Here is a 21,400-nt window from a genome sequence, read left to right on the forward strand (position 1 = left end):
GGGTCATCCCGCGGGGGTGATGCCGGTCCCGCCGGGCGCGCCTACGGTTCGGCGCCGGAGGAGGTCGTCATGGTCCAGCAGGTTCCCAGCGCCCCGAACACCAGCGGCCCGGATGCTGTGCGCACGAGCGCCGGCGTCAGCAGCGGCCTGCTCGCCACTCTGGCCGGCGGCGGACTGCTGGTCGTCTTCATGGTGCAGAACCGGGACGACGTCACCCTCCAGTTCCTCTTCTGGGGCTTCACCGTTCCGCTGTGGCTGTTCACCATCGTCGTCGCGGTGCTGGGCTCGATCGTGTGGATAGGGCTCGGCATCCTGCGGCGCCACCGCCGTCGGAAGGCCCGCCGGGAGGCCCGGCGCGACTAGCCCCGATGACCGTCAGCCCTCGGAGACGCGGTCGGCAGCGGTGTTGCGCTGCTTGGCCATCCGGGCCGCGCCCAGCACCAGCTTCGCGATCACGCCCACGGCGACCAGCCCGACCAGCATCTGGACGGTCACGAGCGCGCGGGTCAGCTCTGTCTGCGGGCTGATGTCGCCGTAGCCGACCGTGGCGAACGTGGTCACGGTGAAGTACAGCCCGTCGGTACGGCTCAGCGGCTCGCTGAACGCGTCCGCCTGCTGGCCGTCGACGGTGATGTACGTCGCGGCGAACAGTACGAGCAGCAGCGGGAGGCCCAGCGCGAGCACGCGGACCGCTTTGACCATCGGGATCGGCGAGCTCAGGATGGCACGCACCTCGAGGCCGACGACCAGGACGCCGAGCATCAGCGCGCCGATGAACAGCACCGCGGTCGTCACGGTCAGCGGCCGGTCCAAGGGGGCGTGATAGTAGCCGACGAGCAGCAGGACGACGGCCGTCGCGGTCCGCAGCGCCACTCCCACGTGGCCCTGGCCACGGTGGAACTCGAGGACCACGACACACCTCTCCGTGGGAGACGTCAGGGGACCCTTCCGGTCCACTGTGGCTCCACGACCGCCCACTCGGCTGCCCACTGACGGGACCGGCTCCGGTCGAGCAGCGCGCGGACGGAGCGGTAACCGCCCCGGGCGACGAGCGAGAACCCGAGGTAGGTCAGGAGGGCGAACCCGACCGACCGGCCGGCGACGTCCCCGTTGCTCAGCGGCCGCGTCGTCCGGTTCCCGTCCGGGTCGACCCAGATGGGATGGAAGGAACCGGCCTCCGCCTCGACGGCCACCGAGATCGTTCCCGTGTCCTCGGCGCCGGACGGGCCGGTCCAGACCGCGGTCGCCCGCCCCACCTCCGAGCCGTCCGTCGGCGACGCGTCCTCCAGCAGTTCGGCCATGACCGTGTGCCGTTCCGCGGTCTCGGCGAGAACCTCGGCCCGGCCCTGCGTCGACGTCGCTGTCGCGACGGCGAGGGCCACGACCACCCCGGACAGCAAGACGCCCCCCAGCGCGAATCGCGCCAGGAACTCCAGGCGGTCCGACGTCCGCGTCGAAGGGCCTGAGCCCTGGATGAAGCGCCGGATCGCCCGCCGGGTGATCGATCGTTGCTGGAGCATGGCTTGCTCCCTCCTCGAAGACACGACGGCTCGGTCCAGGGCATCGCTGAAGGCCGAGACCCGGCTCACGGATCACCTGGTGGAGTCGCGGAGCTCCCGGCCGTGGACGGTCAGCGCGTAGATCACGAGGATGTCGACGGTGATGATGAGCAGGCTCCAGACGGGGTACGCCCCGATGAAGGCCATGTTCGCCAGGGCACTGAGGCCGGCGAGGATCACCCCGACCGTGCGCGCCACCAGGTTGCCGGTCAGGACGCCCGCGCCGCTGAGCAGCAGCAGCACGCCGAGCAGCAGGTGGACGGTGCCCCAGGCGTTGTAGTCCACATCGATGACGAGGCCGTTCTCGCGCACGAGGTAGAAGCCGTCGTCGAAGAGCGCCACCAGTCCCTGGATGGCCTGGAACGATCCGAGCAGGATCATCATGAAGCTGGCGAACACGACCCAGCCGGTCCATCCGGTCGGGTCCGGTTCGTTGCCGTAGGCCACGCGGGACGTGTCGTAGTCCGGGCGTGACGAGCCAACGTCGGTCATCGGTGCTCCTCGGATTCGGAGGAACCGGGTCCGCTGCCCGGATCGGAGCCACCGTGTCCCTCCGTGGCTGCAGAGGTGTCATTCGATTCGGGTGAAGCTGCAGCCCGCCCCCCACGCTGCTACGCGGTCACGGCGCCGGGCGGGCGAGGGCGGCGCAGCACCCGGTCGATGAAGCGGGCCACCGAGTCGTCGGCGTTCATCCCCTCGGTGCGCACGACCCGAGCGGCCTGCGACGAGACGGCGCCGGTCGACTGACGGAGGACCGCCGGCAGGTCGATGCCCTCGATGACCTGACGGGCGATCGTCGGGAGATCCAGCCGGTCGAGCACCGCCTCGACGTCGACACGTGCGACCACCGCGTCGGGATCGATGCGCGCGATGATCGCGTCGAGATCGATGCCCGACGCGATCTGATCGATGTCGACCCTGGCGACGATGGCGTCGAGGTCGATCCGCGACGCGACGCGGTCCAGGTCGACGCGGTCGACGATCGCGTCGAGGTCGATCGTCCGCACGATGGCCTCGACGTCGACGCGGCCGACGATGGCGTCGAGATCGACCGTCTGCACGATCGCGTCCACATCGGCCCGCGCGACAACTGCGTCGATGTCGGCGCGCGCGATCACGGCGTCGACATCGATGTCCGCGGCGAGCGCGTCCAGGTCGACGTGGGCCCGCACCAGCTCGGTGAGGTCGATCGCGGTGAGCGCCGCGTCCACGGTCCGCCGCAGGAGGGCGCGCAGTGCGTCGGCCACCGCGTGCTCGAGCCGGTTCCGGACCCGCTCGGCGCCGGCGGAGAGTTCGGCGAGCACCGGGTGACCGGACACGCCGGGTACCAGCTGCCAACCCAGTCGCAGCACGCCGGCCGCGGTCGCGGTCGCGGGATCGACGACCGCGGCCCGGGCCAGTCGCGTGACTCCGGCACCGACCGCGCCGGCCGCGCGCAGGCCACCGGCAACGGTCAGGTCGTTCCGGGGACCGCGCTGCCACAGGTCGACGTGCACCCCACCAGGTTTCCGGTAGTCGTCGCGTGCGTCCTCATCTGGACGGGATGAGTGGCAATCGTTCTCCGCGGGTGATGACCGGCCTCCAGCCGGTTCCCAGACTGCGACGGTGATCGCCCTCCGCGCCCGGCGGGCGGGCGGGCGGTACGGGCATCCGGGTTCCGGGTGCCCGACGACGACGTGGAGGAGCTGGACATGGCGACGCTGACTGTGTGGAAGTTCGACTCGGCGAACGGAGCGGAGAACGCTCTGGGGTTGCTGGCGCGGATGCAGAAGGAGGAACTGATCCGGATCAACGACGCCGCCTACGTCTACTGGCCCGAGGGGACGAAGAAGCCGAAGACGGAGCAGGCCAACAACCTGACCGGCGCCGGCGCCCTCGGCGGCAGTTTCTGGGGCCTCCTGTTCGGGTTGATCTTCTTCGTCCCCCTCCTCGGCATGGCGGTGGGCGCGGCGATGGGCGCACTCTCCGGATCGATGGCCGACGTCGGCATCGACGACGAGTTCATCCGCGAGGTACGGGCCCAGGTGACCCCGGGGACGTCGGCGCTGTTCGTCATGACGTCGAACGCGGTCGTCGACAAGGTGATCGACGAGTTCCGCAGCAGCGGCGCGACCCTCGTGTCCACCAACCTCTCCAAGGAGCAGGAGGACCAGCTCCGGGAGGCCTTCGCCGAGGCCGTCCAGGCGTGATCCGCGGAGTGGGCCGGGGCCCATCGGCCCCGGCCTGCTCCGGCCCACCTCGTACTGCTCGGAGAAGGACACCCGGTGACGACCACCCTTCCTGCCCCCCGCGCCGCGACGGGCCGTGCCGAGGCATCGGCCCGGCTCACTCGGGATCAGCGGATCGCCCGGGGGAAGGCCGCGCGGGCCGAGGTACCGCGCTCCGGCCATGCGGAGTTCGTCGCCGGAGCGAACCGCGCCGACCCCCTGGCCCTCCTGATCGCAGAAGACACCACCCGGGTACCGGAGCTGCTGCCCATCCGCTACGGACGCATGGCGTCCTCGGCGTTCGCCTTCTACCGCGGGGCCGCGCTGCCGATGGCCAGTGACCTGGCGCGGACACCCCGATCGGGGATCGACGTCCAGCTCTGCGGTGACGCCCACCTGTCGAACTTCGGGCTCTTCGCCTCCCCGGAGCGGCATGTCGTCTTCGACATCAACGATTTCGACGAGACCGTGCCCGGGCCGTGGGAGTGGGACGTGAAGCGCCTGGCGACCAGCATCGAGATCGCCGGGCGGTCCAACGGCTACTCGTCGAAGGCGCGCCGGGAGGCCGTGCTCGCGACGGTCGCCGCGTACCGGCGATCGACGCGGATCTTCGCCGGGATGGACCCCCTGGAGGTCTGGTACGCGCACGCCGACATGAAGCGGATCGCAGCGCTCACCGACGGCTCGCTGAGCCGCCGACAGCGAAAGACGATCGAGCGCACGGTCGCGAAGGCGCAGACGAAGGACAACATGGGAGCGCTGGACCGCTTCGCCACCGTCCGCGACGGCGTGCCCCGGCTCGACGCCGAGCCGCCGCTGGTCGTGCCCGTGCGTGATCTGCTGGACGGGGGCGCCGAGTCCGACGCGACGGAGGACGGCCTTCGACGGCTGCTGAGCGACTACCGCGACACCTTGCAACCGGAGCGCCGGGTGCTGCTGGACCGCTACCGGCTTGTGGACATGGCCCGGAAGGTCGTCGGCGTCGGGAGCGTGGGAACGCGGTCGTGGATGTTGCTGCTCGTGGACGACAACCTCCATCCGCTCTTCCTCCAGGCGAAAGAAGCCGGCCCCTCGGCGCTCGAGCAGTTCGTCGGCACCAGCCGGCACGACAACGGCGGGCAGCGGGTCGTCGTCGGGCAACGGCTGATGCAGGCGGTCAGCGACATCTTCCTGGGGTGGGTCCGCGCGACCGGTCTCGACGGCGTCCGCCGCGACTTCTACCTGCGCCAGCTGCGCGACTGGAAGGGCTCGGCGGAGGTCGAGACCATGCTTCCCGAGGGGATGCGGGTGTACGGCGAGCTGTGCGGATGGACCCTCGCCCGTGCTCACGCCCGCGCCGGAGACCCGGTCGCGGTCGCTGCCTACCTCGGCGGCGGCCCGTCCTTCGACGAGGCGGTGCGCGCCTTCGCCGAGTCCTACGCGGACCAGAACGAGCGCGACCACCGGGCCCTGCTGGACGCCATCGCGTCCGGCCGCGTCGTCGCGGAGGCGGGCCGCTAGCCGCCGTTCCCGGGGGCCGCGTCCGCGGCTCCGACCAGCTGGAGTTCTGACAGGGAGGAGCGGGACGCTGACAGCTCACGACCTCCGTCGGCTCGTGGACCGGCTGGAGACGACGTTCGCCGGCCGCAGCGTCCGGGGCTTCATCGCGCTGCAGGGCCTCGACCGGGCGGTCGTCCTCTCTTCGCAGGCGTTCACCGCGCTGATCCCGTTGCTGCTCCTGGTCGCGGCCCTGGCGCCGGCCGAGCGCAGCGATGTCGTCGCGGCGGCGATCATCCGGCGGTTCGAACTGGCGGGTGAGTCCGCGGACGCGGTGAATCAGTTGTTCGCGCACTCGGGCAGCAGCTCCACCGGTGTGTTCAGCGTGTTCCTGCTCCTCTTCTCGGGCGTCTCGCTCTCCCGCCGGCTGCAGCGGATGTACCAGCAGGCCTGGGGCCTCGACCCCTCACCGGGAGTCGGGCGGGCCCTGAATGCCGCCCTGGGGCTCGTCGTCCTGGTGCTCGGGATCGGTCTGCTGTACCTGGCGCGCACACTCGTCGGGTCGCTCCCCGCCGGTGCCGTCCTGGTGGCACCCGTGTCGGTCGCCGCCACCCTCGTGGTCTGGACCTGGGTCCCGTGGCTGTTGCTGGACCGGCGGATCTCCTGGCGGCGATTGCTCCCCGGAGGCGCGCTGACGGCGGTCTGCACGAGCCTCTACGGGGTCGCGTCGACGATCTACATGCCGCCCCTGTTCGAGTCCTACAGCGAGCGATACGGCCTGTTCGGAGTGACGTTGGCCCTCATCGGATGGCTCCTGTGCATCGCCCTGATCGTGGTCGCGAGCACCGCTGTCGCCGTCGAACTGGATCGTGCGAAGGCGCCGTGGGCGCGGCGCATCCGGCGTGGACTGGGTCTTGACGAAGGTGTGGACGTTGCACGACCCCTCCCGGAGCGTGTCGAGGCCACGCCCTGAGCGTCGGCCGGTGCCCTCGTGGCGCACCCGTGCCGGCCGGCCCCCATGTGTGCCGCCGACCGGGCGGGGTAGTTCACGCCGACGTCCGGACGCCGTGCGGTCGAGTTCAATCCGCGAGCCCCGCCCCCGGACGATGACGGGGAAGGTCTTCTCGCGTGCCTCTACCCACGGGCGACGAGGCGGCTGCAGCGGTGGCCGCGGCGTTGGCCCCGTATGCCTGGCGCGATCTCACCGACCGGATGGTCGCCCGTCGCGTCGTCAGCGCGGTCGACCGGCACACCGTCGTCCGGCTGCTCAGGACCGTGCCCGGGTCGGACGTCGGTGAGATCCCGCCCGTGGGGCCGGCGAACGCCGGGGACGAACGGGTCGAGTTCCTGATGTGCGCCCTGGACGGTCAGCAGTGGCGAGGATGGTCACTCGGCCGGCTGTGCGCGGACCTGCTGGCGTCATTGGAGACGTGGCGGGCCGGCCGGGAGTCGCTCGAGTCGGACCTCCGCCGGCTGCTGGAGGGGCACTGACCCCGAGTCCTACCGTCGGGACGTCGCCGTGCGCAGCGCGCCCTCGCTGTCGTCGATCTGGGCCCGGACCCGGTCGGTGAGGCGGACGAGCGGTGGATGCCGCTGCGCCGGTGACAGCTCGTGCAGGTGCACGAGCAGTCGGTGCAGTCGTCGCTGGACCATCGGCGCGCCCGCTGCGGGGGGCAGCAGGTCCTGGACCCCCGTGCGCAGGTAGTCCTCCCAGAGGGGCAGCACCAGGCGGACCCGGGGCGCTCCGGTCCGGTCGGCGACGTCGGCGACGTCGAGCTGCCGGGCGGCCAGCGCCCGGAGCAGCGTCTCGGTGGCGTCGATCGCGTCGACGGCGCTGGCCGGGTCGTTGACCGCGGGTGACATCGCCCGGAGCGCGATGTCGGCCAGCAGCCGCACAGCGAGCATGGGGTCCTGGTCGAAGGACCGCTCGGTGCCACGGATCACCGAGGCCCGCACGACGGAATCCGGAAGATCGCCTCCCCGGAGGTCGGCCAGGGGTGCCGCCTCGTCCACCCGCTCGCCGACGCCGACGCGGAACACCACCAGCGTGTCCGCTCGGGATGCCGCGTCGACCAGTCGGCGCAGTTCGAGTTGCTGGACCACTCCCGGCGGCCCGTCCCAGGTGACGGTGCGGCGCACCGGCGGTACGGGCTCGGTCGCGCGGGCGGGCTCACCCGTCGGGGAGCGGAGCGGGTAGAGGTCGGTGATCACGGCGCGGCCACGAGCGGCCACCACGTCCAGCACGTGAGCCAGTTGCAGCGAGAGGAAGGCGCGGGTCTGCAAGGCGCGGATGAGCCCCAACGCGACCAGCACGCCGAGGACCGCCGTCACGGGGACCACCAACGACACCCGGCCGCCGTTCCCGCTCACGAGCCCGGCGGTGGCGCAGAAGACGAACACCCCGATGGCGAACGCGTAGGTCCGCCACACGAGAGGGTCGCCGCGGAACACGTCGAGCCGGGGGCTGAAGCTGCTCGCCGACCACTGCACCACTCCGAACAGCAGCGAGAAGACGATGCTGACCACGCCGACGACCCCGACGCCCAGGGTGAAGAGCAGCTCCGAGAGCCGGTCGATCTCGACGGTGGGCCCCGCCTCGACCAGGGGCAGTCCCAGTCCCAGCCCAAGCCCCAGCGTCGCGGACACCAGCTGCACCACACCGGCGCGCAGCCGTCGCCGGCCGCGCAGCAGTCGCCGCGGCGGAGCGCGTCCGCCGGTTCCGGTCGTGGCAGGCGCGGGCACGACGGGGGACCGCTTCGTCAACCCCGGGTCATGACGGCACGCTGGCGGCAGCCATGCGGAAGCCGATGTTGCCGGCACTGCTGTCGGGGGTGTTGCCCGAGCGGGCGGCGCAGCGGTAGCGCCAGCAGTACGAGTCGTGGCAGAGGTAGGAGCCCCCGCGGGTCACGCGCTGCCCCGGCCGGCCGGGGCCGAACCGGTCGGCGGTCCACTCCCACACGTTTCCGGTCGCGTTGTAGAGGCCGTAGCCGTTGGGCAGGAACGCGTCCACCGGCGCGGTGCCGGCGAAGCCGTCCTCGCCGGTGTCCGTCCCGGGAAAGCGGCCCTGGAACACGTTCATGCGGTGCTCTCCGCCGGGGGTCAGCTCGTCGCCCCAGGGGTACCGGCGCCGCTCGAGACCGCCGCGGGCCGCGTACTCCCATTCCGCCTCGGACGGCAACCGGCCGCCGGCCCAGCTGCAGAACGCCCGTGCGTCGATCCAGGACACGTGCACGACCGGATGATCCGACCGGCCGTCGACGTGGGACGCCGGCCCCTCGGGGTGCAGCCAGGTGGCGCCGTGGACCTGGCGCCACCACGGCGCCTCCACCACCGCCCGGGTCGGGGCGTGGTCGTCGGGCAGGAGGCCGGCGAAGACGAAGGACCACCCCTCCCGCTCGGCGGTCGTCCCGTAGCCGGTGGCCTGGACGAACCGGGCGAAGTCGGCGTTGGTCACCGTGTGCGCCGCGATCCGGAAGGCGTCGACGGTGACGGGACGCGGCGGGCTCTCGCCGTCCTCCGGGTAACGGTCCTCGTCCGAGCCCATCCAGAACGTGCCACCCGCCAGGCCGAGGAGGTCGGTGCGCTCCGGCGCACTCCCGGCCCGCGGCCGCCGGGGCGGGACGGACGTCGTCACCTCGGCGTCGCGTGACGTGCGTCGGGGGCTGCAGCAGTGCCCGCCGTCCTGGACGGGAGGGGAGGGCGCAGCCTGTGCCGACATGTCTCCAGGATCGACGGCGCACGGGGCGCCGCCTCATCCTCCGGGGATGGTTTCGGAGCGGGCGCCGGCGCGGACGGCCGCCCGGACGGTCAGGTGGATGTTCTGCGTGCCGACCCGCTCCTCGACCCCCAGGCGCTGCATCGTCATCCGTACGGTCCTGCGGACCCGGGCCATGACGAGCCGTGTGCCGCGTCCGGCGAGGTCGTCGACGAGCTCCGCGAGCGTCTCCGCACCGGTGATGTCCATGTCGACCATGCCCTCGGCGTTGAGCACGACCGTCCGGACCGGTTGGTCGGAGTCGTCGACGAGGCGCACGATCTCGGTACGCAGGACGTCGGCGTTGGCGAAGAAGAGCGGGGCATCGAACCGGTACACCAGGAGGCCCGGCACCGGCCGCAGCTCTTCTCCCTCGGCCTCTGCGGTGCCGCGCCACGTCGCATGGCCGGCCACCCGCCCCAGCACCGCGGTCGGTGGGAGGACGGCGCGCCGGAGCACCTCCAGCAGCGACACCGCGACCCCGACCGCGATGCCGGGGAGGACGCCGACGACCAGGACGCCGACCATCGTCACGGCGGCGAGGACGAAGTCGCTCCGCCGGGCCTTCCACAGCCGGCGCAACGAGGCGAGGTCGATCATCCGGACGGCAGCCAGGAGGACGACGGCACCGAGCGCGGCCTGCGGGAGGTACCGGAACACAGGGGTCAGCACGATCAGGGTCACGGCGACGAGCCCGGCCGCGGTCACGTTGGCCACCTGGGTCCTGCCGCCCGAGTCCGCGACCACGAAGCTGCGGGAGTCGCTGCCGTTGGCCGGATAGCCCTGCATCAGTCCGGAGCCCAGCGACGCGGCCGCGTAGCCCAGGAACTCCCGGCGTGGCGAGACGGTCTCCCGGTCCCGGCGGGCGAGTGCGGTGGCGGTGAGCATGCTGCTGGCGAAGACGAGGAGAGCCACGCTCCCGCCGGCGGCGAGCAGGTCCACCGCGTCCTCGGCACGGACCCGGGGGAGGGACGGGGGCGGGACGCCGGGGGGCACGTAGCCGACCACTGGCAGCCGGTCCTCCCAGCCCGCGGCCGCCACGAGTGCGGTGGCGCCGGCGATCGCCACGAGGATGGCGGGCACCCGGGGGGTCCAGCGCATGACGGCGACGGCGCAGAGCAGGCTGCCCGCTCCGACGGTCACCGCGTACGGATTCGCCTCGGCCAGGTGGGCAACCACCGCGGCGACCTTCCGCCACCACGCCTCGTCGGGGGTGGGGACGGCGAAGATCTTCCCGAGCTGGCTCGCCGCGATGACGACCGCCGAACCGGTGAGGTACCCGGCGAGGACCGGGGTGGACAGGAGCCGGGCGACGACACCGAGCCGGAGCACCGCTCCCAGGACGAGGAACCCGGCGGTGACGAACGCGAGCAGCGAGGCGAGATCCGCGGCCCGCTCGGGCGCCTCGGCGACCAGGGGCCCGAGGTAGGCGGCCGTCACGATGGCGACGGACGACTCGGGCCCGGTGTGGAGGTAGCGACTGCTCCCGACGAGGGCGTACAGCAGCAGGGCCCCGATCGCGGTGTACAGCCCGGTGACGGGGGAGAGGCCGGCGAGTTCGCCGTAGGCGAGCCCCTGGGGGACGAGGACCGCCCAGACGGCCAGACCGGCCAGCAGGTCACGGCGCACCCATGCGGGCCGGTAGTGACGCAGGTCCGCGGCGCCGGGCAGGACGCGGCGGAGCAGGCCGGACGCCGGCGTCCCCGACCCGGCCGCGGCCGGGGGCTCGTCAGTCACCGCATCACACGAGGGTCGGCATCCCTGGGCTTCGCAGGCACCGGTACCGCCGCTGCGTCGGGGGAGGTGCTCTGCGGTCCGTCCGCCGGTCCCTCCCGCAGGTGCGGGTCGGTCGCCGCAGCCGCCGCATGCCACCGGGCGTAGCTGCCCGCGGCCCAGGCTGCGGTGGCCCCGTGCAGCACGACGCTGAGTCCCACGGTGAGCGCGACGACGTCCACGAGCAGGTCGGCCGCGGGGGGACCGTCCTCGAGCAGCAACAGGGCGAAGACGATGGAGGCCAGGCCCCGCGGGCCGAACCAGCCGACGTAGAGCACGGTTGCCGGACGGAACCTGCTGCGGACAAGGGCCAGGGCCACGGGGCCCATGCGCACCACGGTCAGGCTCAGGACGGCATACAGGCCGGTCCGCCAGTCGATCGACGACAGCGCGGGACCGAGGAGCACGGCTCCGAACACGAAGAAGCTCACCGATGCCAGCAGGGCCCCGAGCTCCTCGGACAGCCCGATGACGCTCCCGGGGCCGGTCGTCGCTGACGCGGGCGGAGGCACCGTCCGGCGCCAGACGACCCCGAAGGCCAGGCCGGTCACCCAGGCCGTGATGAATCCACTGCCGTCCAGCGACACGGTGACGACGTAGCCGATGGCGGCGAACGCGAGCGCCGGCACCCGCCGCCACTCGTCACCGATCCATCCCCGCACCGCGGACGAGGCGAGCAGTCGCGCGCCCAGACCGCCCGCGACGAGTCCGACCGCGGTACTGAGGACGAGCGCCAGGAGGAAGACCTCGGCTGCCCCCGCGCTCCCGGTGTCCCCCGTTGCCGCCGCCAGCAGCACCACGAAGAAGGGCAGCGCGATCCCGTCGTTGAGTCCGCTCTCGACGTTGAGACCCTGCCGGATCGTCGCCGGGACCCGGGGATCGGCGATCGCCGGCTGCCCGAGGGCCGCGTCCGTCGGTGCCAGGATGACGGCGACCAGGGCCAGCTCCCACGCGGTGAAGCCGGGCAGCAGCAGCCACGCGGCGACCGCGCCGGCCAGCATCGTGAGCGGCAGTCCGAGCCCGAGCAGACGCAGCGACAGGGCGTCGTCGCGGCGCAGCATCGACCACCGCACCCCGGCCGCGTCGGTGAACAGGACCGCGACGAGCGCGACCTCGAGCAGCAGCGTCACCGCCTCGGAGTCACGGGAGAGGTCCATCAGGTCGAGGCCGACGGGGCCGCAGGCCAGGCCTGCCCCGACGAGCACCATCGGTCCGGACACGGGGGTCGATGCCAGCCGCCTCGACACCAGGGCCACCGCTGCCACGGAGCCCGCCGCGGCCACCACGGCCCACGCGCTCATGAGGTCATCCGCCCGCCGCGCTGCACGGCGACCGCGGGGTCGCCGTCGTCAGGACCGGGCACCGGGCAGGAGCGCCGCTCGTCGTCGTCCACGCGGCGAGGGTCCTGCGGACCGGCCCGCCCGCCCTCATCCGAGGCGGGTGAGCAGCGACGAGCCGGGGTCGGCCCGGCGTCCGGGTCATCCCGACGAGGTGAGGCGCCGGCCCGTCGCCGGCACCCAGACTCCGCGGCAACGGCCATCCCTACCCAAGGAGTCTGCGATGTCGTTCTGGGACATTGTCTGGTTCATCTTCATCACGTGGGCCTTCGTGGCCTACCTGATGGTGATGTTCTCGATCGTCGGTGACATCTTCCGTGACCGGGACCTGTCCGGCGTCGCCAAGGCGCTCTGGTGCCTGGCCCTGGTGTTCATCCCGTTCATCACCGCGCTGGTCTACATCGGCACCCGTGGTGGCGGCATGGCCGAACGGTCCGCTCGCGCCTCTGCGGCGCAGCGGCAGCAGCAGGACGCCTACATCCGGGAGGTCGCCGGCCGGACGACGCCCACCGACCAGATCACCCAGGCCCGGGCACTGTTCGACGCCGGCGTGATCTCGCAGTCGGAGTACGACGCCCTGAAGACGAAGGCTCTGGTCTGACCCAGCCACGGTCACCGGAGTTCACCACTCGGGGATGAGGACGGGCGCGTGCGGCCCGCGGGACGCTCGCGCCCTTCGACGGTTGACAGGAGAGGACGAGATCATGACCGCAGGCGTGAGTCCGTCGTATGCCGGAGCGCCACCTGCACGGCGCTCCGGCCTGGCCCGCACCGGCATGGCGGTGTTCGGCGTCGCCGCGCTCGTGGTGGGCGGGATCCTGCTGTTCAACCCGTATGCGGCCGTCCGGACACTGGCGTTGCTCCTCGGGCTTGCGCTGGTCATCAGTGGCTGCCTGGAGATCGCGCTCGGATGGGACTCGCGCGGGCGGGCGTCGTCCCTGGTCCTCGGTGCGATCCTGATCATCGGCGGTCTGCTCGCGGCCTTCTGGCCGGGAGTCACGGTGTGGACCCTCGCCGTCCTCACGGGTGTCTCCCTGCTCGTCCATGGGATCGGGCGCGTCGTGCTGGCGTTCGTCGGCCGGGCGGAGGTCCCCGGCTGGGGCTGGCTGGCTCTGGCCGGGGCATTCAACGTCCTGGTCGGCATCCTGGCCCTGGCCTGGCCGGCGGCCACGGTCGTCGTCCTGTCGTTGATCCTGGCGTTCCAGGTCCTGACCTTCGGTGTCTGCCTGTTGGTGGCGGCCTTCCTCCCGTCGGGGTCGCGCACCTCCGCGCCGGCCTGACCCATGTCCGACGTCAAGATCGAGCACAAGGTCGGGATGACCCGTACCGAGGCAGCGAAGTGGCTGGCCGACGTGGCGAAGGAGCTGAGCGGTGACGGGACCGTCGCCTTCCGCCTGGCCGAGAGCACGGTGGAGCTGAAGGTCTCCGAGAACGTCCGGTTCGAGGCCGAGGTGGAGGTCGACGGCGACCGCGTCGAGCTGGAGCTCGAGCTCTCGTGGTCCAACGCCAGGAAGCCTCCGACGAGCGCCGCCAAGAACGGGTCAGCCGGCGCCTGACCCGACACCGGAGAATCACGGAGGTACCGGCGATGACCCAGCTGGAGACGCCCGCGGTCCAGCCCTCGACAGGGGCGCCGCTGACGGCGGACGAACGCGACGAGCTCCTCCGGCTGCGCCGCGAGCTCGAGTCCATCAGGAACGGCCGCCGACCCCGGCGGCCGTTCCGGTGGCGATCGTTGTCCGCCACCGTGCTGATCGTCCTCGGCTGCGTGCTTGCACCGGTGGCCGGCGTCTCGGTCTGGGTGAACAACCAGGTCTCCGACACCGATCGCTTCGTCCGCACGATGAGCCCGCTCGTCGACGACCCGGACGTGCAGAGCAGGCTGACCGATCGACTCACCGCGACGGTCTTCGAGTACGTCGACGTCCAGAGGATCGCGGACGACGCCGTCGACGCCCTGGCTGCCCAGGGGCTGCCGCCGCAGCTGGCCGACCGGCTGGGCACGCTCACCCCGACCCTTGCCTCCGCGGTGACGGGCTTCGTGCACGACAGGATCGCGGAACTGGTGGCCAGTCCGGCCTTCGCCACGGCCTGGAACCAGGCCATCCGGGTGGTCCACCGCCAGGCCGTCTCGGTGCTGTCCGGGGACGGCGAGGGTGTCGTGATCCGCGGGGACATGGTGCTCCTGGATCTGGCCCCGTTCATCGACCTGGTCAAGGAGCGGCTGAGCGACGCGGGGCTGACCGCGGTCAGCCTGGTGCCCGAGGTCCATCCCACGGTCGAGCTGGCGAAGGCCGACACCCTCGTGAGCGCGCAGACGGCGTACAGCACGCTCGACAGCGTCGCCCGCGTGCTGCCGTGGATCGTGCTGCTCCTGCTCGCCGTGGGGATCTACCTGGCGCGCAACCGGTTCCGCGCGCTCGTCGGGTCGGGGCTGGGCATCGCGCTCTCCATGGTGGTGCTGGGCGCGGGTCTGCTCGTGGCGCGGAGCCTGCTCACCGGGGCCGTGCCGCCAGGCGCCGCCCCGGCCACGGCGTCCGGGTTCGACATCGTCGTGACCTACCTGCGGCTCGGGCTCCGGACGTTGCTCGTGCTCGGACTCGTGCTCGCCCTCGCCGGGTTCCTCGCGGGCCGGTCGGACAGTGCGGTGCGCATCCGGCGCTCCGTGGCCGGGCGACTGCACGGGATCCGCGGCGGGCCGGCCGTGACCGGCCCGGTCCCCACCTTCGTCCGGACGCACCTCCGGGGACTGCGCATCGGCGCCGTGGCCGTCGCCGTCCTGACCTTCGTGTTCATGGAGCAACCGACAGGGGTCACCATCCTGGTCATCGCAGCCCTGCTGCTGGTCGTCCTCGCCCTCATCGAGTTCCTGGGCCGCCCCGGCGACGTGCCCCCTTCGGAGGCCGAGGGGAGCGTCCCGGCGGACGACGTCGCCGGCCCGCCGCCGGCGATCGTGGTGCCGCCCGCTCCCCGTGGAGGAGGGGCACAGGATGTCGTCTCCCGGTGAGACGCATGCCGCTCCGTCCCGGAACGCGCCCGCCGGCAGTGCGGGACGGATCCCGCCGCAGACCACGGTGACCGCCGCACCCGAGAACACCTCGCTACCGGGGGACCGTCCGGCGGTGAACGGTCCGATCCGTCCCGGGGCGTCGTCCCGGCACGTGGCAGCTCCAGCGAGCGGGGCTGCGACCGCACCCCGCGGCCGCGCCGGGGTGGTGACGAGACTGCTGGCCGCCGCGGTCGACGGGGTCGTCGTCGTCGTGCTGGCCGCGCTGGTCGATCTCGGTGCCGCGGGCGCACGGTTCCTCTGGTCCCCAGTGGACTTCCGGTGGCCACAGCCGACGACATCCCTCGTGGTCGCCGTCCTCGTGGCGGTCGCGGTCGTGTACCTGTCCGTCGGGTGGGCGTTGGCCGGGCGGACCTACGGCTCGAAACTGATCGGGCTGCGCGTGCTGTCCTCGCGGCTCGAGCTGCTGAGCTGGATCCGGTCGGTCCTGCGCGCCCTCGTGTGCGTCCTCTGGCCGGTCGGGCTGCTCTGGTGCGGGATCGACCGGACCCGCCGCTCGGTGGCCGACCTCGTGGTCCGGACGGTGGTCGTCTACGACGCCCAGCCGTACGTGCGGGTGCCGGACGGATCCTGACCCGTCCGCCTCACAGCCGGACCGGCGGCCGGGGTACCGCCGGGACCGGGACCGCTGGGCCCGGGGCCGGGACCGGCGGCGCCTGTTGAGCGGTGCCGGTGGGCTCTTTCCGCCGCATCGTGAAGCCGGTGGCGATCAGGCAGGCTCCCTCGACGATCAGCACGACACCCAGGACCGCCGTGAGGACGACGATGGTCGCGCCCGGGTACACCAGGACCACGGCGCCGGCGACGAGGGACACGGCGCCGGAGACCATGCGCCAGCCGCGCGCCGGGCCGCGCTCGGCGACGATGCCCTGCCCGACGCGGATCACACCGCCGACCGTCCAGGCGATCCCGATGAGGAGGCCGAGCACCACCCGGATCTGGAGCGGGTCGCGGAGGCACAGCAGCCCGACCAGCAGCGACAGGGTTCCCAGAACGGCAGAGAGGCCGCGCCACCGAGTGGCGTCGGAGAAGGCAGCAACGAGCTGCAGGACCCCCGAGATCAGCAGGTGGACGCCCAGGAGCACCGCGAGGACGGTGGCAGTCGGGCCCGGCCAGGCGAGCACGACGACGCCGAGCACCGTGCCGAGCGCGCCCTCCGCGATGACGAGGGCGGGGGAGCGCCCGATGCCGGCCAGTCGGTCGACGACCGGGTCCTCCGCACCGGCGGCGGTGGGCGACACGGCCATGGCTCCTCCTGGGTTGCCTGAGCGAAACGGGCCATGCGCAGGATCGCCGTCTCGTGGGGGAGGGACCACGCCCGCCGTGGGTGATCCGCGGAGACGGTCGGCTCCGAGGTCGGCGGCCCCGGGCGGAGCGTCGGCCGCACCGCTCATCCGTCGGGGGTGGCGACGGCGCGCCGGGCGCCGCCGAACCTTGCAGGACCGTCTGCTGTGAGGAGCGCCGTCATGTCCGAACCCTTCCGTGGTGTGGTCAACCTCGACATCCGGGACTCGACGCCCGACTGGGCGCCGTTCTCCCAGCCGGTCGCGCCACCAGGCATGCCCAACGTCGTGTACGTGGTGCTCGACGACGTCGGCTTCGGGGCGCTCGGCTGCTACGGCGGGTTGATCGAGACGCCGAACATCGACCGGATCGCCGCGGCCGGGCTGCGGTACACCCAGTGGCACACCACCGCCCTCTGCTCGCCCACCCGGTCCTGCCTGCTGACCGGCCGCATCCACACCACGAACGGCATGGCGTGCATCACCGAGGCGGCCACCGGGTTCCCCAACGGGAACGGGCACGTGCCGCCCGAGTGCGCCACCCTCCCGGAGGTGCTCGTGGAGCGCGGGATCAGCACCGCGATGGTCGGCAAATGGCACCTGTGCGCCCAGGACGAGATGAACCTCGCCGCGTCGAAGCGAAACTGGCCGACCGGCCGGGGGTTCGAACGGTTCTACGGCTTCCTCGGTGCCGAGACGAACCAGTGGTATCCCGACCTGGTCCACGACAACCACCCCGTCGACCCCCCGGCGTCACCCGCGGAGGGTTACCACCTGAGCGTCGATCTCACCGACAAGGCGATCCAGTTCATCGACGACGTCAAGACGATCGCCCCGGAACGACCGGTGTACCTGTACTACGCGCTCGGTGCCGCGCACGCACCGCACCACGTGCCGCGCGAATGGGCGGACCGGTACAAGGGCCGCTTCGACATGGGCTACGACGTCGCCCGCGAGCAGATCCTGGCCCGCCAGAAGGAACTCGGGATCGTCCCGTCCGCCACCGAGCTCCCGCCCGCCAACCCGATCGGGACGCCGGACGAGCGCCGCGGCCCCGACGGCCAGGCGTTCCCCGCGTTGGACTACACGAAGCCGTGGGACAGCCTCTCCGACGACGAGCGGCGGCTGTTCGCCCGGATGGCGGAGGTGTACGCGGGATTCCTGTCCCACGCCGACGACCAGATCGGCCGGCTCCTCGACTACCTCGAGTCGATCGGCCAGCTGGACAACACGCTCGTCTTCGTCGTCTCCGACAACGGGGCCAGCGGTGAGGGCGGTCCGAACGGCTCGGTCAACGAGAACAAGTTCTTCAACGGCATCCCCGACGACCTGGCCGCGAACCTGGCCATGATCGACCAGCTGGGCGGTCCCGAGACGTACAACCACTACCCCACCGGCTGGGCGATGGCCTTCAACACCCCGTTCAAGATGTGGAAGCGGTACTCCTTCAACGGCGGTACCTGCGACCCGTGCATCGTCTCCTGGCCGGCCGGCATCCCCGCCCGCGGGGAGATCCGGGACCAGTACCACCACGCGATCGACCTGGTGCCCACGGTGCTGGAGTGCCTCGGCCTGGAGCAGCCGAACGCGGTGCGGGGAGTGACCCAGATCCCCATCCAGGGCGTCAGCATGGCGTCCAGCTTCGGCTCGGCCGGCACGCCGTCGGCCAAGCGGACGCAGTTCTACTCGATGCTCGGCACCCGGGCGATCTGGCACGACGGGTGGAAGGCGGTCACCACCCACCCCGCGCTCTCGGGCTGGGGCGACTACGCGCACGACACCTGGGAGCTCTACCACGTCGACACCGACCGGTCGGAGGTGCACGACCTCGCGGCGGAGGAGCCGGACCGGCTGTCGGAGCTCATCGGTCTGTGGTTCTACGAGGCGGGCGTCAACCACGCCTTCCCGCTCGACGACCGCTCCGCCTTGGAGATCATCCTCACGCCCCGGCCGCAGCTCATCCCGCACCGTGACCGCTACGTCTACCGGCCGGGAGCGGCAGAGATCCCGGAGCACATCGCCGTCAATCTGCGGAACCGGGACTTCAGCATCGGAGCCCAGGTAGACCTGGTCGACGGGGCCGCGCAGGGCGTGCTGTTCGCGCACGGCAGCCGCTTCGGCGGGCACGCGCTCTACGTCAAGGACAACCGGCTTCGCTACGTGAACAACTTCGCCGGTGTCGCCGAACAGCGGGTCGAGGCGACCGAGGACCTGCCCACGGGCGAGGACCTGATCCTGTCGGCGAGCTTCGAGAAGTCCGCGGAGGACCCTCCGGGTACCGCGCACGGGACCCTGTCGCTGTTCCACGGTGACCGCAAGGTGGGTGAGGGCACGATCCGCACCCAGCCCGGCTTCTTCTCCCTGGCGGGCGAAGGGTTGACCGTGGGCCGGGACAGCGGGGAGGCGGTCACCGACGACTACCCCGGCGAGGCGCCGTGGCGGTTCACCGGCGGCACCCTGCACCGGGTCGCCGTCGACGTCTCCGGCACGCCGTACGTCGACCTCGAGCGCGAAGCTGCGGCCATGCTCTCCCGGGAATGACCGACGTGCTGGGCCCGGCACGGCGCTGTCGCCGTGCCGGGCCGGAAGTGCCGGCCGACGGGCCGTCCCCCAGGTCACGCCAACGGGGCGATGCGGTTCGCGGCGGGACGGCAGGACAGTGGACACCGGGGGAAGGAGCCTCGTGATGACGACGGCCTACGAGTTCCGCATGGACGGGCGGCTCACCGAGCAGGCGCGGGAAGCCTTCTGCGACATGCGTATCGAGGAGGAGCCAGCCGGGGTGACTCTCTACGGGGACGTGATCGACGAGTCGCACCTGCTCGGGATCCTGGCCCAGTGCCGGATGCTGGGTCTCGTCGTGGTCTCCGCCCACCGGGTGCTGCCGCGCGCGGACCACGGCCGAGCCGGCTCGTTACCCCATCCGAGAGACACGGTGACTGACCTCTCGACGTATCGGTCGCGACGCCGATGACCGCGTAGGACGCCACGCTCGTCCGGCACACGGAACAGGGGACACCGACTGCCCCGCTCGGCGGGACGGTCCGAACCGTGACAGCGCGCACTAGGGTCTCGCAAGGCGTCCGTCGGCAACGGTCAGACGTGCGGTGATGCCCCAGGGATGGCGGTCGGTCATGAGCGGCAAGGTTGTCGTGAACCGGTGTATGTCCCTTGACGGCTTCATCGCCGGTCCCGGGCATTCCATGGACTGGGGGGATGATCGCGCTCTCGCCGACTTCGTGGCACCGGACGATCTGGCGGAGATCGCCGCGGCCACCGGCGCCATGCTCGTCGGCCGGCGGACGTGGGAGGTAGGCGACCGGATGAAGACCGAGAAGCCGGACAGCGTCGACTACCCCTCCTCCGGACCCATGTTCCTCCTCACCCACAGGCCGCTGGAGCCGCCGAACCCGCACGTGACGATCCTCACCGGCGACATCGGCGAAGCGGTCGCCACGGCCCTGGACGCTGCCGGTGGCAAGAGCCTCGAAATCCTCGGCGCCGACGTGGCCGGCCAGTGTCTGCAGCGGGGGCTCGTCGACGAGATCCTGGTGTATGTACTGCCGGTCCTGCTCGGCGACGGCATCCGCTTCTCGGCCCCGGGCCTTGCGAGGACAGGCCTGGCACCGATCAGCAGCACGCGGTCGGGCGACGCCACCATCCTCCGCTTCCGCGTCCGCAAGCAGTCCGACCAGACGGTCTGACAGCGCCGGGTCTCGCGCGCCGGGTCACCCGGGCCGACGCACTGTAGGGAGCACTACACGATGCGCGGGGAGCCGCACACGTGCCGCCTTCTGCAGCACGGTCCAGGCCCTGACGCAGTGCCGACTGCCCCTCGGTCAGGTCACCGGCGTACGACATGCACGGTGCCGACCCTGGGCAGTCGCAGCCGAAGGGACGCACCCCGTCAGAAAACGGTGGACCAGTCGTGCTTCATGCTGACGACGGTCCAGTGGTCCCGCTCAGCCTTCTCCAGCGCCTTCTCGGCGCCCGCCGTGTATGCGAACTCGCGATCGGCATCGTCGTGGAGGACGAGCAGGCGCAGGTACGGCTTGTCCACGTGCTGGGTGAAATCGAGCATCGCGGTGTCCCCGTTGGCGTTGCCTGCCGCGAGCAGCGGTCGACGGCCGACGCGGCTCCAGATGCGGATGGGCTTCTGCGGCCCGTCGTCCAGGTAGTCCGGCACGGGCGTGTGCCTGATCGTGCCGCCACCGGAGTCGCTGCTGTAGGCGAGCGCGGCGGTGCTGCCGATCACCCGCTCGCGGGGAACGCCGTAGAGCTCGGCCGTGACGGGTCGCATGAAGTCGCGGCCGCCGCCGGAGGCGATGTACGTGGCGAACCCGTGGGCCGCGAGATGGCCGAGCAGTTCGACCATCGGCCGGTAGGCGCACTGCAGGTAGGTCCTGTCGAGGGTGGGATGACGGGCGGTCCGGAGGAAGGCGTCGGCCTGCGCCTCGAAGTCCTCGACGCTGATCCCGTCGTACGCGGCCAGGATGCCGGCCGCCATGATCGTCACCAGCCGCTCGTCGCCGGCGTAGTGATCGACCATGACCTGGGACAGCCAGGCGTGGTCGCGTTCACGAGCAGCCTTCCACGGCTGCTGATCGCCGAGCCCGGGATCGGCCTCGGCCATCTCCACCAACCGACGGAGGATGAAGTCCAGCTGGATCGGCATGGGCTTCTCGCACCACAGCGTCCCGTCGTTGTCGAACACGGCGACGCGCTGATCGACCGGCACCTCCTCGACCGCCCGCGCGACGAAGTCGACGACGGCCCGCCGGGCGGGACCGTCGCGCCAGCTCGTGAGCGCCTGGTCGGGCGGCGCAGACCGGGCGTCGGGGACGAGGTGGCTGGTCATGTCCCGACGCTAGGAAGGCTCGTCGACCGGCGGATCACCCCGGAGGGAGGGCTGACGCCGTCGGAGCAGGCCCCGAACACGCCAGG

General features: G+C 71.9%; 23 protein-coding genes. 13 read left to right on the forward strand and 10 right to left on the reverse strand.

The features are described from left to right. Positions 1-69 precede the first annotated feature (69 nt). The gene (locus E4P40_RS00755; protein ID WP_135156667.1) at positions 70-363 is read left to right on the forward strand and encodes a LapA family protein; all 294 of its coding nucleotides are present in this window, start codon (positions 70-72) and stop codon (positions 361-363) included. 12 nt (positions 364-375) lie between these two features. Here E4P40_RS00755 and E4P40_RS00760 read toward each other — a convergent pair whose 3' ends face one another. The 4 genes from E4P40_RS00760 to E4P40_RS00775 form a co-directional block, all read right to left on the reverse strand. Further along, complete coding sequence (locus tag E4P40_RS00760) at positions 376-912, reverse strand: potassium channel family protein (protein WP_209305147.1); 537 nt, start codon at positions 910-912, stop codon at positions 376-378. A 23-nt stretch (positions 913-935) separates the two neighbouring features. After that, positions 936-1,520, reverse strand: coding sequence for a hypothetical protein (locus E4P40_RS00765; RefSeq protein ID WP_135156669.1), 585 nt, complete (start codon positions 1,518-1,520; stop codon positions 936-938). A gap of 72 nt (positions 1,521-1,592) precedes the next feature. After that, the gene (locus tag E4P40_RS00770) at positions 1,593-2,051 is read right to left on the reverse strand and encodes a hypothetical protein (RefSeq protein ID WP_209305148.1); all 459 of its coding nucleotides are present in this window, start codon (positions 2,049-2,051) and stop codon (positions 1,593-1,595) included. A 119-nt stretch (positions 2,052-2,170) separates the two neighbouring features. Continuing rightward, positions 2,171-3,055, reverse strand: coding sequence for a hypothetical protein (locus E4P40_RS00775; RefSeq protein WP_135156671.1), 885 nt, complete (start codon positions 3,053-3,055; stop codon positions 2,171-2,173). Between the two features lie 195 nt (positions 3,056-3,250). Between E4P40_RS00775 and E4P40_RS00780 the strand changes: the two genes are divergently transcribed. From E4P40_RS00780 to E4P40_RS00795, 4 genes are all read left to right on the forward strand, one after another. After that, positions 3,251-3,748: a DUF1269 domain-containing protein gene (locus tag E4P40_RS00780; RefSeq protein WP_135156673.1), complete on the forward strand. Its 498-nt coding sequence runs from the start codon at positions 3,251-3,253 to the stop codon at positions 3,746-3,748. A gap of 75 nt (positions 3,749-3,823) precedes the next feature. Then, positions 3,824-5,266 carry a DUF2252 domain-containing protein gene (locus E4P40_RS00785; RefSeq protein WP_135156675.1) on the forward strand — a complete coding sequence of 481 codons (1,443 nt, stop codon included), beginning with the start codon at positions 3,824-3,826 and terminating at the stop codon, positions 5,264-5,266. A 94-nt stretch (positions 5,267-5,360) separates the two neighbouring features. After that, the gene (locus E4P40_RS00790) at positions 5,361-6,215 is read left to right on the forward strand and encodes a YhjD/YihY/BrkB family envelope integrity protein (RefSeq protein ID WP_167762062.1); all 855 of its coding nucleotides are present in this window, start codon (positions 5,361-5,363) and stop codon (positions 6,213-6,215) included. A 155-nt stretch (positions 6,216-6,370) separates the two neighbouring features. Next, positions 6,371-6,733 (forward strand): hypothetical protein, encoded by a 363-nt coding sequence (locus E4P40_RS00795; RefSeq protein WP_135156679.1) that lies wholly within the window; start codon positions 6,371-6,373, stop codon positions 6,731-6,733. A 9-nt stretch (positions 6,734-6,742) separates the two neighbouring features. Here E4P40_RS00795 and E4P40_RS00800 read toward each other — a convergent pair whose 3' ends face one another. The 4 genes from E4P40_RS00800 to E4P40_RS00815 all read right to left on the reverse strand — a co-directional run bounded on the left by E4P40_RS00800 (position 6,743) and on the right by E4P40_RS00815 (position 12,070). Further along, positions 6,743-7,984: a DUF2254 family protein gene (locus E4P40_RS00800; protein ID WP_167762063.1), complete on the reverse strand. Its 1,242-nt coding sequence runs from the start codon at positions 7,982-7,984 to the stop codon at positions 6,743-6,745. A gap of 28 nt (positions 7,985-8,012) precedes the next feature. Next, on the reverse strand, positions 8,013-8,876 hold the full coding sequence (locus E4P40_RS00805) for a formylglycine-generating enzyme family protein (protein WP_245160074.1): 864 nt from the start codon (positions 8,874-8,876) through the stop codon (positions 8,013-8,015). A gap of 117 nt (positions 8,877-8,993) precedes the next feature. Next, positions 8,994-10,733 (reverse strand): SulP family inorganic anion transporter, encoded by a 1,740-nt coding sequence (locus E4P40_RS00810; RefSeq protein WP_135156685.1) that lies wholly within the window; start codon positions 10,731-10,733, stop codon positions 8,994-8,996. Continuing rightward, entirely contained in the window at positions 10,730-12,070 is a 1,341-nt protein-coding gene (locus tag E4P40_RS00815; RefSeq protein WP_135156687.1) for a cation:proton antiporter, read from the reverse strand. The genes E4P40_RS00810 and E4P40_RS00815 overlap by 4 nt, the downstream gene beginning before the upstream one ends. Positions 12,071-12,329: 259 nt before the next feature. Between E4P40_RS00815 and E4P40_RS00820 the strand changes: the two genes are divergently transcribed. The 5 genes from E4P40_RS00820 to E4P40_RS00840 all read left to right on the forward strand — a co-directional run bounded on the left by E4P40_RS00820 (position 12,330) and on the right by E4P40_RS00840 (position 15,747). Next, entirely contained in the window at positions 12,330-12,707 is a 378-nt protein-coding gene (locus E4P40_RS00820) for an SHOCT domain-containing protein (protein WP_135156689.1), read from the forward strand. Positions 12,708-12,810: 103 nt separating this feature from the next. Next, a complete protein-coding gene (locus E4P40_RS00825; protein ID WP_167762064.1) occupies positions 12,811-13,386 on the forward strand; it encodes a DUF308 domain-containing protein in 576 nt (191 codons plus the stop codon). A 3-nt stretch (positions 13,387-13,389) separates the two neighbouring features. After that, positions 13,390-13,662 (forward strand): amphi-Trp domain-containing protein, encoded by a 273-nt coding sequence (locus E4P40_RS00830; protein ID WP_135156693.1) that lies wholly within the window; start codon positions 13,390-13,392, stop codon positions 13,660-13,662. A 32-nt stretch (positions 13,663-13,694) separates the two neighbouring features. Next, positions 13,695-15,113, forward strand: coding sequence for a hypothetical protein (locus tag E4P40_RS00835; protein ID WP_135156695.1), 1,419 nt, complete (start codon positions 13,695-13,697; stop codon positions 15,111-15,113). Positions 15,114-15,228: 115 nt separating this feature from the next. Beyond that, positions 15,229-15,747 (forward strand): RDD family protein, encoded by a 519-nt coding sequence (locus E4P40_RS00840; RefSeq protein WP_209305149.1) that lies wholly within the window; start codon positions 15,229-15,231, stop codon positions 15,745-15,747. 10 nt (positions 15,748-15,757) lie between these two features. On the opposite strand, the gene E4P40_RS00845 is transcribed toward E4P40_RS00840, so the two are convergent. Then, the gene (locus E4P40_RS00845) at positions 15,758-16,420 is read right to left on the reverse strand and encodes a DUF308 domain-containing protein (protein ID WP_167762065.1); all 663 of its coding nucleotides are present in this window, start codon (positions 16,418-16,420) and stop codon (positions 15,758-15,760) included. A 219-nt stretch (positions 16,421-16,639) separates the two neighbouring features. Between E4P40_RS00845 and E4P40_RS00850 the strand changes: the two genes are divergently transcribed. The 3 genes from E4P40_RS00850 to E4P40_RS00860 all read left to right on the forward strand — a co-directional run bounded on the left by E4P40_RS00850 (position 16,640) and on the right by E4P40_RS00860 (position 20,160). Next, a complete protein-coding gene (locus tag E4P40_RS00850; protein WP_135156700.1) occupies positions 16,640-18,997 on the forward strand; it encodes an arylsulfatase in 2,358 nt (785 codons plus the stop codon). Between the two features lie 145 nt (positions 18,998-19,142). After that, positions 19,143-19,430, forward strand: a complete 288-nt coding sequence (locus E4P40_RS00855; RefSeq protein ID WP_209305150.1) for a hypothetical protein — start codon at positions 19,143-19,145, stop codon at positions 19,428-19,430. A gap of 160 nt (positions 19,431-19,590) precedes the next feature. Continuing rightward, a complete protein-coding gene (locus E4P40_RS00860; protein ID WP_135156702.1) occupies positions 19,591-20,160 on the forward strand; it encodes a dihydrofolate reductase family protein in 570 nt (189 codons plus the stop codon). Between the two features lie 203 nt (positions 20,161-20,363). Here the strand turns inward: E4P40_RS00860 and E4P40_RS00865 are convergent, their stop codons facing one another. Next, entirely contained in the window at positions 20,364-21,314 is a 951-nt protein-coding gene (locus tag E4P40_RS00865; protein WP_135156704.1) for an HAD family hydrolase, read from the reverse strand. Positions 21,315-21,400 lie beyond the last annotated feature (86 nt).

The sequence above is a fragment of the Blastococcus sp. CT_GayMR20 genome (assembly GCF_004570345.1).